The sequence below is a fragment of the Tardiphaga sp. genome (assembly GCF_028290495.1).
Taxonomy (GTDB): Bacteria; Pseudomonadota; Alphaproteobacteria; order Rhizobiales; family Xanthobacteraceae; genus Tardiphaga.
Genome location: NZ_JAQGJT010000110.1, coordinates 1 through 11,733 on the forward strand (window position 1 = coordinate 1; position 11,733 = coordinate 11,733).

Genomic DNA, 11,733 nt, shown 5'->3' on the forward strand with positions numbered 1-11,733 from the left:
GAAGGTAGATGGATACGCGGGTCAAGCCCGCGTATGACGAGCGTCGATGTGGCGCGCCGCCCCCCTACTCGATCACCGCATGTTCCGGCGCCTGCGACTGCTTGCGCAACGCGGCCTTGGTCGAGCCGATCATCAGCGCCAGCGGGATGGTGCAGAGAATGAAGAACATCACGAGCTGATAGTCGTGCGCGAACGCGATGATCTGCGCCTGGATGCTGACGATCCTGTCGGCCATGGCGCGGCCGGCGTCGGTGGAGAGGTTGAGCATGCCGCTGACGTCCGGCATCTGGAGCGCGTGATTGAACGGGTTGATGTGCTCGGACAGGATCGCGTAGGTCTTGCGCGTGCCCTGGGTCAATTGGGCGATGACGATGGAAATGCCGACCGAGCTCGCGACGTTGCGGAAGAGCGTCAGCATCGATGTGCCGTCAGTACGCAGATGGTTCGGCAGCGTCATGAACGCCACCGTCGAGAGCGGCACAAACACCAAGCCGAAGCCAAAGCCCTGGATGACGCTGACGACGACGATTTCCGGCACCTGAGTCTGGTCGGTCCAGCCGGTCATCTGGAACAGCGACGCGGCCGTCAGTGTCAGGCCGGAGATGATCAGCGTGCGCGCCTCGATGTAGCGCATGATGCGGCCGACCATCATCATGGCGAAGAAGGTGCCGAAGCCGCGACTGGCGAGCAGGCCACAGGCGGTCATGATGGGATAGCCGATGACGTTTTGCAGGTAGGGCGAGGCCAGCGCCATGGTCGAATACAATACGAGCCCCATCACCGTCATGAAGATGCAGCCGGTGAGGAAGTTGCGGTCTTTGAATAGCGCGAACTGGATAAACGGCCGCGAGGTCGTCAGGGAGTGCGCGAAGAAATAGTAGAAGGCGACGGCGGAGACGGCAAACTCGGCCAGGATTTCGGCCGATTCGAACCAGTCGAGCTGCTCGCCGCGGTCGAGCGCGAGCTGGAGCGCGCCGATTCCCACCGCCAGCGCCGCGAAGCCGAGCCAGTCGAATCTGAGACTGATATCCTTCTTGGTCTCGTCCATGAAGACGAGCAGCCCGAGCACGGTGATCGCGCCGAACGGCAAATTGACGAAGAACACCCAGTGCCAGGAATAGGTCTCGGTCAGCCAGGCGCCGAGCGAGGGGCCCATGATCGGCCCCATCATCACCCCCATGCCCCAGATCGACATCGCCTTGGCGCGCTCCTGCAGCGAGTAGGAGTCCAGCATCACCGCCTGCGACAGCGGCACCAGCGCCGCGCCGAACATGCCCTGCAGCAGACGAAACAGCACCATCTGGTTGATGTCCTGCGCCAGCCCGCACAGCACCGAGGCGATCGTAAAGCCGCCCGAACACAGGATGAAGATGCGCTTGCGCCCGAAGCGGTTGGCGATCCATCCGACCGGCGCGGTCATGATGGCGGCGGCGACGATATTGGAGGTGAGCACCCAGTGGATCTGGTCCTGCGACGCCGACAGCGAGCCCTGCATATATGGCAGCGCGACATTGGCAATGGTGGTGTCGAGCGCCTGCATGATGGTCGCGGTCATGGCGCAGATCGTCACCATGTTCCGGCGCAGGCCGGGGACCGCAACCGGGGCTGCAGACGTGCTCATGTCGTCAGTCCTTCGCCGCGGCGGACTTGACGCCGAACAGAGCCGCCAGCGAGCGGTGGTGGTTGGTGTCGATCGAGGTGTAGGAGCTCATGCCGGCCTTGAGCCTCTGCACCGCGGGATCGGCGTAATCGAGATAGATCCGCACCGGCACGCGCTGCACCACCTTGACGAAATTGCCGGTGGCGTTCTGCGGCGGCAGGATAGCGAACTGCGCGCCGGTGCCGGGGCTCAAGGAGCCCACGGTGCCCTTGAAGACGTGATCGGGGAACGCATCGACATCGATGTCGACCTTCTGGCCGACGGCGATATAGGTGAAGTCGGACTCTTTCAGATTGGCGTCGACCCAAGGCTTCGCGTCGTCGATCACGCTGAGGATCGGGGAGCCCGCGGCAACGAAGCGGCCGAGCTGGATGTTGTCGACCTGGGTGGCGATGCCACTCATCGGCGCGCGCAGCGTGGTGTGATCGAGGTTGCGCTGCGCCTGATCGAGCGCCGCCTTGGCCTGCGCGTAAGGCGGGAATTCTTCCAGCGGCAAATCGGGATTGCCGAGCAACTGGTTCTTGGCGGTAGACAGCTGCTGTCGCAGCAGTTCGAGCTGCGCGCGAGCGGTCACCAGTGCGGTGGCGGAGTTGTCGAGGTCGAGCTGCGAGCCGAAATTGCTCTTCACCAACGTCGATTTGCGCTCCACGTCGCGCTGCTTCAGGTCGGCGCCCTGCTGCATCAGGTCCTGCATCTGGCCGTAGATCTTCACATTGCCGACCAGCGTGTCGTAGCTGGTCTTCTGCTGCGCCAGCGTCGCCTGCGCCTGGCGCAAGGCGATCCGGAACGGCACCGGGTCGATCTCGAACAGCACGTCGCCCTGATTGACGTGCTGGCCCTCGCGCACCACCACCTTCTCGATATTGCCGGAAATGTCCGGCGTGATCAGCACCTTCTGCGCGCCGACATAGGCATCGTCGGTGGTGACGTAGCGGCCGCCGCTCAGATAGAAGGCGACGCCGCCGACCAACGCGATCGCCGGCAGCACCACCAGCAGCAGCGTGCGGCGGTAGCGCTTGAGGAATCCGGGCCGTGCGGTGGTGGTGCCGGCCTTGCCGACGCCCTCGGGAGCGCCTTTCTCGGGCGGAAATTTCAATACGGGCTCAGCCATGGCTCGCTTCCTTGAAAGGGGGCGTTGGGGTTTTGGGGGTCTGTCCGGCGGCCTGCACGGCCTCCCGGACGTTGTCCTTGACGGTTTCGAGCTGGCCGACCAGCCGGCGAACCTCGTCGGCGCTCAACCCGGCCAACGCGGTCTGCGTGATTTCGTTGCGCAGCGCCGTCAGCTTGGCCAGCAGCGGCCGTGCGGCGTCGGTCAGATAGAGGCGGTTGACCCGGCGATCGTTGTCGTCGCTGCGCCGTTCCACCATCCCGCAATTGCACAACTTGTCGATCAGGCGGGTCAGGGTGATGGGGGCCATCTCCATGAGGTCGGCGAGTTCGGCCTGTTTCTGGCCCTCGACGCGTTCCAGCTTGGCCAGCACTGCCCATTGGGCGCGCGTCAGGCCGTAACGGCGGGCCTGCTTGTCGGCGTAGAGACGCAGCAGACGCTGCGTCTCGAACACCGCAAACAGGAAGTCTACATTTGACCCGGGCATTGGTCACTCCGTAAGCAAGCGATATAATAAGCTAGCTTATTAATGTACATCGCCATATTTGGGAAGGCAGCCCTGCGAGTCCGGTATGGCGGAGACAGAGAAAACTGTGCCTGCCGGTCCTAAAAGATGAGCCAACCGGCGCCTGACGCATTACATTGAACGACATGACCGCCTTGAAACCGAAGTCCGTGGCAAAGCCGAGCTTCCCGGCCCCCGGCCATGATCATGACCGCTGTACCGCGGACGCGATCCGCCATGCGGAAACGGTATGCGCCGGCCGGTCGCAGAAATTCACCCCGATCCGGCGCACCGTGCTGCAGGCGCTGCTGGCCAGCCACCGGCCGCTCGGCGCCTATGAGGTGATCGACGAACTCGCCAAGACCACCGCGCGACCGGCGCCGATCACGGTGTACCGGGCGCTGGATTTCCTGATGGAGAACGGCCTCGTCCACCGTATCGAGAGCCGCAACGCCTTTCTGGCCTGCGCGCACGACCACGGCGAAGCGTCGATGGTGGCGTTCCTGATCTGTGACAAATGCGGTTCGGTCGGCGAGGTGCCGGCCACCAGGGTGGCGCAGAGCCTGAACGACGCGGCGCGCACCACCGGCTTCGTGCCGAAACTGTCGGTGGTGGAAATCACCGGCACCTGCGCTCACTGCCAGACCGCCTGACGCCCCCCAACAATAACAACACGGCGGCAAGCCGGCTCGAGGTTCCCATGTCTGTTGCGCACGACCCGATACCGCCCGGCGGGCGTTCGCTTACTTTCGGCGCCGTCGCCTTGATGCTGATGCTGTGCCTGACCTGGGGCTTCAACCAGATCGCGATCAAGCTCGTGCTGCCGGAAATCCCGCCTTACCTGCAGGCGATGCTGCGCTCGGCGGGCGCGCTGGCGGTGATCCTGACGATCGCCGTCGTGCGCGGCACCAAATTGTTCGAGCGCGACGGATCGCTGCCGGCCGGGCTGTTCTGCGGGCTGATGTTCGGCGTCGAATTCGTGCTGATCTTCCACGGCCTGCAATACACCTCGGCGAGCCGCGCGGCCGTGTTTCTCTATACCGCGCCGTTCTTCGTGGCGGTCGGCTCCTATCAGTGGCTCGGCGAGCGGCTGCGCACCGCGCAATGGCTGGGCCTCGCGGTCTCCTTCGCCGGCGTCGCGTTCGCGATCGGGGTGCCGCAGGCCGATGTCGACGCCAACGTGCTGCTCGGCGATCTGATGGTGGTCGCCGGCGCAGTGCTGTGGGCCGCCACCACGTTATGCGTGAAGGCAACCAAGCTCGGCCGCTGCCCACCCGAGAAGGCGTTGGGGTACCAGGTCGCGATGTCGATCCCGATCCTCGGTCTGGCCGCCTGGCTGGCCGGCGAGACCATTCCCAAGGTTCCCGGCGCGCTGACGCTGTCGCTGATGGCGTTTCAGGCGATCTGGGTGGTCGGCATGACGTTTCTGATCTGGTTCAGCCTCGTGAAGGTCTATTCCGCCAGCAAATTGTCGGCGTTTACCTTCATCACGCCTTTGATCGGCGTCGCCGGCGGCTATGCGATCATGGGCGACCACCTGACGCCCGCCTTCGGCGTCGCCGCCCTTCTGGTGATCGCCGGGCTGTATCTGGTCAACAAGCCGGCGCCGCGCGCGGCTTAGCGCTCATACGGCGCGAGGGATTTCCTTGGTGCGCTCAAGGGCGGTGCGGGCGACCAAACGGTAGCTGTGCTTGATCGGCAAAGCTGCAATGGCGCTGGTTACAAAATCGGGCTGCAAGCGATCTAGTGTTTGAATCGTTCGTTCGACTTCCTTGCGATACGCGCGCAAGGCGCAAACCACTGCGTCCGCGTGTTGTTCGCCGGCAGCCGCAATATCAAAGATGTCGCGTGGTTTGATCGTGGCGCCGCGATGGTAGCCAGCGGGTAGGTTTCGCCGGAATAGGCCGCAAACGCCCGCGCGGCGGCAACCAGCTGGGGCTTCGCTATGCCAAACTGGGCGGCAAAAGCGATCTGCAGGGCAGGGGCGACCTCGCCGAAAAAGCTCGACATATGGCCGGGCAGAGCGTTGGCGGCGACCGGATCTCGCAGGCAATGCGCCAACTCATCCGCGTCGAGCTGTCGGCGGTAAGGCGCGTTGACGGTGGTGAGAACCAGGGTTGGGGTCATGATGATCTCGCCGGAGTACGCCGAAGATACCACAATTCATCGTATCTGATCGATTCCGGCCGACTTCTGATCAGATATGATCGTTTTCGGCCGCGGGCGATGCAAGGGAACGAAAATCGAACTTTTTCCAGGACACCCGCCTTCTGGTCAGCAAATTGTCAGCTTTTACCGCTATCACCCCTTATCCTTGGCGCTCAGGGTGGCTATTTCAGGCCTACGGCGCACGACACGGTGACCATTGATCCATTGCTGAATGTCACCAAAACCTGATATTCGAGACCCCATGAACATGCTTGAAAAACCGCAGTCCGATGTCGCCGGCCCGAAGGCCCGGCATCGCAGCACCCAGGTCATGGTCGGCAACGTTGCCGTCGGCGGTGGCGCGCCGATCGTCGTGCAGTCGATGACCAATACCGACACCGCCGACATCCAGGGCACCATCGAGCAGGTCGCAGCATTGTCGCGCGCCGGCTCCGAAATGGTCCGCATCACCGTCGACCGCGACGAGGCCGCGGCCGCCGTGCCCTATATCCGCGACGAGCTGCGCAAGCGCGGCATCACCACGCCGCTGATCGGCGACTTCCATTACATCGGCCACAAGCTCTTGGCCGACCATCCAGCCTGCGCCGAGGCGCTCGACAAGTACCGCATCAATCCGGGCAACGTCGGTTTCAAGGCCAAGCGCGACACGCAGTTCACCGACATCGTCGAGATGGCGCTGAAGTACAACAAGACGGTCCGGATCGGCGCCAACTGGGGCTCGCTCGATCAGGAACTGCTGACCAAGTTGATGGACGAGAACGCGCTGCTCGCCGCGCCGAAGGACGTTCGCGCCGTGACCCGCGAGGCGATGGTGCAGTCGGCTTTGCTGTCGGCCGCGCGCGCCGAAGAGATTGGCCTGCCGAAGAACCGCATGATCCTGTCCGCCAAGGTGTCGGCGGTGCAGGACCTGATCGCGGTGTACCAGACGCTGGCGGAACGCTCCGACTACGCCATCCATCTCGGCCTCACCGAAGCCGGCATGGGCTCCAAGGGCATCGTCGCATCAAGCGCGGCACTCGGTATCCTGCTGCAGCAGGGCATCGGCGACACCATCCGCATCTCGTTGACGCCGGAGCCCGGCGGCGACCGCACGCTGGAAGTCCAGGTCGCGCAGGAACTGCTGCAGACGATGGGCTTCCGCACTTTCGTGCCGCTCGTCGCGGCATGCCCCGGCTGTGGCCGCACCACCTCGACCACGTTCCAGGAACTGGCGCGCTCGATCCAGGACTTCATCCGCGTCGAGATGCCCTCCTGGAAGACCCGCTATCCCGGCGTCGAGTCGCTCAACGTTGCGATCATGGGCTGCATCGTCAACGGCCCCGGCGAATCCAAGCACGCCGACATCGGCATCTCGCTGCCCGGCACCGGCGAAACCCCGGCGGCGCCGGTGTTCGTCGACGGCAAGAAATTCCGTACCCTGCGTGGCCCGAACATCGCCGCCGATTTCAAGGTGATGGTGATCGACTATATCGACCACCGCTACGGCTCGGGCGCAGCCCTGCCGGCGCAGGTCGGCGTCGTCGACGCGGCGGAATAAGTAGCTCACGAGAATTCAGGCCGGCCGTTGGATTTATTCAGCGGCCGGCTTTTTTTGTGCCGTGTGCGGATGATCAAGAGTTTGCTCCAAGTTCGGTGCCCCCTCAGAAAATAGCGATTGAACAGCACGGTGACTTGCCGTCCGCTGTTCTACAGCGGCATCCGGCGATATTCCCGGTTGATCAGCCCGGCCTCTTCCAGATCCAGATCGCGTTCGATCCGTCGGCGGCTTTCGTCGGTGATCTTGCCGTCGCGCAGCTGCATGTGGATGAACTTGCGCTCGGCGGCGATCAGTTCGTACACCAGCTCGGTGCCGAGCTGCGAATTGTCTTCGTCGGGGTCGATCTGTCCCGGGATCTGGCCGGAGCGGACCTCGTGCCGCGTGCGCAGCAGCTTCACCACCTCGTCGGAGAGTTCGCGATCGTCGGTCATGGCGTCGAGCGAGGCCAGCGCCGCGGCCAGCGCTTCGCGACGGGCCTCGAGTTCGGCCTCGTGTTCGGCGATATGTTCCTTGCGGCCCTCGTTGCCCAGGCCGAGCATCTTCACCACCATCGGCAGGCCTAGGCCGAAGCCGACCAGCGTGATCAGGATGACGTTGAAGGTGACGAACAGGATCAGGTCGCGCGAAGGAAAGCCTTCGCCGGAGGGCAGCGCGAACGGCAGCGCCAGCGCGGCGGCAAGCGACACCGCGCCGCGCACGCCGGTGAAGGCGATCACGAAGGTCCAGCGCCAGCTCGGCGCCGGGTCGCTCTTGCGCAGGCTCTTCTGGAGAAAACGCGGCAAATAGATAGCCGGATACACCCAGGCGAAGCGCGCGATCACGATGATGATCGCGACCACCGCGGTGGCCAGCAGAATCTCGTTGACCGCAAACGCCTTCGACTTCTCGATCAGAAGCCGCATCTGGAAGCCGGTCAGCAGGAACAGCATGCCCTCGATCATGTAGATCACGAGGTCCCAGAAGAAGATGCCCTGCAGGCGCGTTGCGGCGGAGATCAGCAAGGGGCCGTTCCAGCTGATGTAGAGGCCGCAGACGACGGTGGCGATGATGCCGGAGCCGCCGAAATGTTCGGGGATCAGATAGGCGACATAGGGCGTCAGCAGCGACAGCGTGATCTCGACCTGCGGGTCGCGCGCGTAGTGGCGCAGCCGCAGGCTGATCCAGCCGATCAAGAGCCCGAAGGCCAGCTCGGCGGTGAGGATCGCGGTGAAGGTGCCGGCCGCCACGGGGAGCGAGAACGCGCCGGTGGTGATCGCCACCACGGCGAAGCGGTACAGGATCAGCGTGGTGGCGTCGTTGGCGAGGCCCTCGCCTTCGAGCACGACCAGCATGCGCCGCGGCAAGCCGAGTTTGCGCGCCACTGCGAGCGGGGCGACGACATCCGGGGGCGCCACGATGGCGCCGAGCAGGAAGCCGACGTTCCACGGCAGACCGATCAGGAAATGCGTCGCGGTAGCGACCATGCAGGCGGTGAAGATCACGCAGCCGATCGCCAGCAACGTGATCAGCCGCAGGCTGGCGCGGAACTCGCGCCAGCTCATCGCGACGGAGGCGGAATAGATCAGCGGCGGCAGGACACCGAGCAGCACCAGGTCCGGCGGCAATTCGAGCGCCGGCATGCCGGGTACGAAGGCCAGCGCGATACCGGCCAGCAACGCCAGGATCGCGTGCGCGATATGGATCCGGCGCGACAGATAGGCGGTGCCCGCAAGCACGGCCAGCAGGATCAGGAAGATCGGGAATTTGGCTTCCACGCAGCGGTGTCCTTTACAGGTGCAGTTTGCCTGTTGAGGCTTTGAGGTCAATCTGAACACGCAAGCGAAGCGCGGTTCTTCCCTCTCCCCTTGTGGGAGAGGGGGGGCGCGCGTAGCGCGGACGGGTGAGGGGTAGCCGCGAACTCAGAGCCCAGCAGTCCCCCCTCATCCGAAGCGGACTGCGTCCGCGCCACCTTCTCCCACAAGGGGAGAAGGAAGATGATGATCAGATCGCGCTGGCGGCGATGTTGACCATGAGGGCCACCAGGGCGGTGTTGAAGATGAACGAGACGATACCGTGGGCGGTCGCGATGCGGCGGATGTTCTTGGCTGTAATGCCGACGTCGGAGACCTGGGCGGTCATGCCGACGATGAAGGAGAAGTAGACGAAGTCCCAGTAGTCGGGCGCTTCGGGCTTCTCGTCGCCGGACGGAAAGGCGAGGCCGCCGGGCTTCTTGCCGCGGTAGAATTCGTGGGCGTAATGCAGCGCGAAGGTGGTGTGTACGGCAGCCCACGACAACGCGATGGTCGCGGTGGCCAGCGCCAGTTCCGGCGCACTGCGGTTGCCTGCGCCGAGTTCGAACACGATGGCGGCGATGCTGGCGAAGGCGCCGAGGGCGGCGACCAGCAGGATGATGATGCTGCCGTCATCCTGCAGCACGGCGTTGCGGCGGATGTGGGCGAGGCCGCAGCGCGCCATCATCGTGAAGACCAGCAGCAGATAGAATGCGATGAACACGTCCCAGCCGAGCAGCAGCCGGGTCACCAGCCGCATCGATCCCGGCAGCAGGAAGAACGCCAGCACGCCGAGCGCCATGGCGAGAAAGGTGCGCGGCCGGGCATAGACGATGCGCACCGGCCGCGGCAGTTTTTCAAAGCGGGCTACGAGTTCTTCGAGCTCGTTACCCGCTGTTGTCATCGTTAGTTCTTGCGTTCGGCGACGAAGCGCGCGGCGGCGCGCAGCACGTCGCCCTTGGCGCCGAAGATCGACAGGGCAGCGTCCGCGGTGCCGATCAGGTCGCTGACGCGCTGCTTGGCGCCGGCCAGACCCAACTGGGTCACGAAGGTGGTCTTGCCGAGGGCTGCGTCCGCACCGGCCGGCTTGCCGAGCGAGGCGGCGTCGCCTTCGACGTCGAGCAGGTCATCGGCGATCTGGAACGCTTCGCCGAGCGCGCGTCCGTAATCGTCGAGCGCCTTGTACTGGTCGGGCGTGGCCTGACCGAGCAGCGCGCCGGCGATGCAGCCGAAGCGGAGCAGGGCGCCGGTCTTCATTTGCTGCAGGCGGGCGACGTCGACCGGCTCGCGATCGCCAAACCGGCCTTCGCCGGCGAGGTCGAGTATCTGGCCGCCGACCATGCCGCCGATGCCCGACGCGCGCGCCAGCGCGCGGGTCAGCAACAGCCGTACGGTGGGGTCAGGGTGGATTTCATCACGGGTGATGATGTCGAAGGCCAGCGTCAGCAGCGCGTCGCCGGCCAGGATCGCGGTGGCGTCGTCGGTGGCCTTGTGCAGGGTCGGGCGGCCGCGGCGCAGGTCGCTGTCGTCCATCGCCGGCAGATCGTCATGGATCAGCGAATAGCAGTGGATGCATTCCAGCGCGGCGCCGGCCAGCAGCGCGGCCTCGCGTGGCACGCCGAACACGGCGGCGCTCTCGACGACCAGGAAGGGGCGCAGCCGCTTGCCGCCGCCGAGGCTGGAATAACGCATCGCGTCCATCAGCCGCTTCGGCCGGGCAATCTCGTCGGGCAGCAGCCCGTCGCCGAGCAGCCGGCCGAGCACGGCTTCGGTCTCTTCGGCGGTCTGGTCGAGGCGGGCTGCGAAATCGGTAGGGGCGCCGGTAGTCATTAAGAATAGCTCCAGATCAATTCGGCCGGACCATCCTCTATGGCAGGCCTTGCGTCAATTCCGCGGAGCGATCTTGCGGTAAATCCCGCCGACCAGGCTTAACCGCCTTGAAAAGCCCTCGGAATCCCCGCTCTATCGGCGGTACGAGCCAACCCGGAACCCTGCTTTGCGCATTGTCCGTCGTCTGATCCTGATCGTGGTGCTTCTGCTGCTGGCGCCCTATGCGCTGACGCCGCTGTACAGCGGCGGCCATCCCGTTTCGGCGCTGATGGCGTGGCGCTGGGTGACGGGCGCGCCGGTCGAGCGGTCCTGGGTCGATCTGGCGGCGATGTCGCCGGCGCTGCCACGCAGCGTGGTCGGCGCCGAGGACGCGAAATTCTGCAGCCACAAGGGCATCGATTGGGATTCGCTGCAGAGCGCCATCGAGGACGCTCAGGACGGCGAGGTATCCGGCGGCGGCTCTACCATCACCCAGCAGGTCGCCAAGAACCTCTTCCTGTGGGCTGGCCGCAGCGTGATCCGCAAGGGCCTCGAAATCCCGCTGGCGATGTGGATCGACCTGGTGCTGAGCAAGGCGCGGATCCTGGAAATTTACCTGAACATCGCCGAGATGGGCCCGTCCGGCCAGTTCGGCGCCGAATCCGGCGCGAAGTTCGCCTTTGGCCGTTCGGCCACCAACTTGTCGGCGCGCGACGCCGCTCTGCTGGCGGCGGTGCTGCCGAACCCGGTGACGCGCAGCGCCCGGACGCCGGGGCCGGGCGTGCGGCGGCTGGCCTCGACCTATATGGCGCGGGCGCAGGCGGCTGAATTGCAGCGTTGCTGGGGCTAATCTGTCATTCCGGGGCGCTCGCAGCTTGCGCTGCGCGCGCCCCGGAATGACGGTGCGGGAGCAGCGCGAATTTTCCCCTCGCGCCGCCCTAGCATTGCCGTCCCCGTTCCGTTATAAGCGCGGCCTTATCGACGATTTTGTCCGCGCCCCCGGCGCCGGGCCGTCCGCTCGCGGATGCCGATCGAACCACTCTTACTCTACTGCAAGGACCATCCCATGGCCGTTCCCAGAAGAAAAACATCGCCGTCGCGGCGTGGCATGCGTCGTTCGGCTGACGCGCTCAAGACCCCGACCTATGCGGAAGACAAGGATTCCGGCGAACTGCG

12 protein-coding genes are annotated in these 11,733 nt (G+C 64.9%); 5 read left to right on the top strand and 7 right to left on the bottom strand.

Annotated features, from left to right (window positions below; translation table 11 throughout):
• Window positions 1–64: 64 nt before the first annotated feature.
• Genes JWQ24_RS16850 through JWQ24_RS16860 form a run of 3 tightly spaced genes read right to left on the bottom strand, consistent with a single transcriptional unit; the run spans window position 65 to window position 3,255 of the window.
• Window positions 65–1,621 carry an MDR family MFS transporter gene (locus tag JWQ24_RS16850; RefSeq protein ID WP_299810312.1) on the bottom strand — a complete coding sequence of 519 codons (1,557 nt, stop codon included), beginning with the start codon at window positions 1,619–1,621 and terminating at the stop codon, window positions 65–67.
• A gap of 4 nt (window positions 1,622–1,625) precedes the next feature.
• A complete protein-coding gene (locus JWQ24_RS16855; protein ID WP_299810315.1) occupies window positions 1,626–2,771 on the bottom strand; it encodes an HlyD family secretion protein in 1,146 nt (381 codons plus the stop codon).
• Window positions 2,764–3,255: a MarR family winged helix-turn-helix transcriptional regulator gene (locus JWQ24_RS16860; RefSeq protein WP_299810318.1), complete on the bottom strand. Its 492-nt coding sequence runs from the start codon at window positions 3,253–3,255 to the stop codon at window positions 2,764–2,766. The genes JWQ24_RS16855 and JWQ24_RS16860 overlap by 8 nt, the downstream gene beginning before the upstream one ends.
• Window positions 3,256–3,419: 164 nt before the next feature.
• Between JWQ24_RS16860 and JWQ24_RS16865 the strand changes: the two genes are divergently transcribed.
• Window positions 3,420–3,926 (top strand): transcriptional repressor, encoded by a 507-nt coding sequence (locus JWQ24_RS16865; RefSeq protein WP_299810321.1) that lies wholly within the window; start codon window positions 3,420–3,422, stop codon window positions 3,924–3,926.
• 113 nt (window positions 3,927–4,039) lie between these two features.
• Entirely contained in the window at window positions 4,040–4,894 is an 855-nt protein-coding gene (locus JWQ24_RS16870; RefSeq protein WP_299810343.1) for a DMT family transporter, read from the top strand.
• Between the two features lie 122 nt (window positions 4,895–5,016).
• Here the strand turns inward: JWQ24_RS16870 and JWQ24_RS16875 are convergent, their stop codons facing one another.
• The gene (locus JWQ24_RS16875; protein ID WP_299810324.1) at window positions 5,017–5,400 is read right to left on the bottom strand and encodes a hypothetical protein; all 384 of its coding nucleotides are present in this window, start codon (window positions 5,398–5,400) and stop codon (window positions 5,017–5,019) included.
• A 283-nt stretch (window positions 5,401–5,683) separates the two neighbouring features.
• On the opposite strand from JWQ24_RS16875, the gene ispG reads away from it, so the two are divergent.
• Window positions 5,684–6,979, top strand: a complete 1,296-nt coding sequence (gene ispG, locus JWQ24_RS16880) for a flavodoxin-dependent (E)-4-hydroxy-3-methylbut-2-enyl-diphosphate synthase (RefSeq protein ID WP_299810327.1) — start codon at window positions 5,684–5,686, stop codon at window positions 6,977–6,979.
• 149 nt (window positions 6,980–7,128) lie between these two features.
• Here ispG and JWQ24_RS16885 read toward each other — a convergent pair whose 3' ends face one another.
• The 3 genes from JWQ24_RS16885 to JWQ24_RS16895 all read right to left on the bottom strand — a co-directional run bounded on the left by JWQ24_RS16885 (window position 7,129) and on the right by JWQ24_RS16895 (window position 10,578).
• Window positions 7,129–8,733: a Na+/H+ antiporter gene (locus tag JWQ24_RS16885; protein WP_299810330.1), complete on the bottom strand. Its 1,605-nt coding sequence runs from the start codon at window positions 8,731–8,733 to the stop codon at window positions 7,129–7,131.
• A gap of 226 nt (window positions 8,734–8,959) precedes the next feature.
• A complete protein-coding gene (locus tag JWQ24_RS16890) occupies window positions 8,960–9,652 on the bottom strand; it encodes a DUF1345 domain-containing protein (protein WP_299810333.1) in 693 nt (230 codons plus the stop codon).
• 2 nt (window positions 9,653–9,654) lie between these two features.
• Complete coding sequence (locus JWQ24_RS16895) at window positions 9,655–10,578, bottom strand: polyprenyl synthetase family protein (protein ID WP_299810336.1); 924 nt, start codon at window positions 10,576–10,578, stop codon at window positions 9,655–9,657.
• 166 nt (window positions 10,579–10,744) lie between these two features.
• Between JWQ24_RS16895 and mtgA the strand changes: the two genes are divergently transcribed.
• Window positions 10,745–11,407: a monofunctional biosynthetic peptidoglycan transglycosylase gene (gene mtgA, locus JWQ24_RS16900; protein ID WP_299810340.1), complete on the top strand. Its 663-nt coding sequence runs from the start codon at window positions 10,745–10,747 to the stop codon at window positions 11,405–11,407.
• Between the two features lie 216 nt (window positions 11,408–11,623).
• Window positions 11,624–11,733 (top strand): 50S ribosomal protein L32 (gene rpmF, locus JWQ24_RS16905; protein ID WP_299810346.1); only part of this gene is annotated, 110 nt, incomplete at its 3' end.

Bases quoted from the DNA above. Each gene is read 5' to 3' on its own strand.
- JWQ24_RS16850 (WP_299810312.1), bottom strand. From the start codon at position 1,621: ATGAGCACGTCTGCAGCCCCGGTTGCGGTCCCCGGCCTGCGCCGGAAC.
- JWQ24_RS16855 (WP_299810315.1), bottom strand. From the start codon at position 2,771: ATGGCTGAGCCCGTATTGAAATTTCCGCCCGAGAAAGGCGCTCCCGAG.
- JWQ24_RS16860 (WP_299810318.1), bottom strand. From the start codon at position 3,255: ATGCCCGGGTCAAATGTAGACTTCCTGTTTGCGGTGTTCGAGACGCAG.
- JWQ24_RS16865 (WP_299810321.1), top strand. From the start codon at position 3,420: ATGACCGCCTTGAAACCGAAGTCCGTGGCAAAGCCGAGCTTCCCGGCC.
- JWQ24_RS16870 (WP_299810343.1), top strand. From the start codon at position 4,040: ATGCTGATGCTGTGCCTGACCTGGGGCTTCAACCAGATCGCGATCAAG.
- JWQ24_RS16875 (WP_299810324.1), bottom strand. From the start codon at position 5,400: ATGACCCCAACCCTGGTTCTCACCACCGTCAACGCGCCTTACCGCCGA.
- ispG (WP_299810327.1), top strand. From the start codon at position 5,684: ATGAACATGCTTGAAAAACCGCAGTCCGATGTCGCCGGCCCGAAGGCC.
- JWQ24_RS16890 (WP_299810333.1), bottom strand. From the start codon at position 9,652: ATGACAACAGCGGGTAACGAGCTCGAAGAACTCGTAGCCCGCTTTGAA.
- JWQ24_RS16895 (WP_299810336.1), bottom strand. From the start codon at position 10,578: ATGACTACCGGCGCCCCTACCGATTTCGCAGCCCGCCTCGACCAGACC.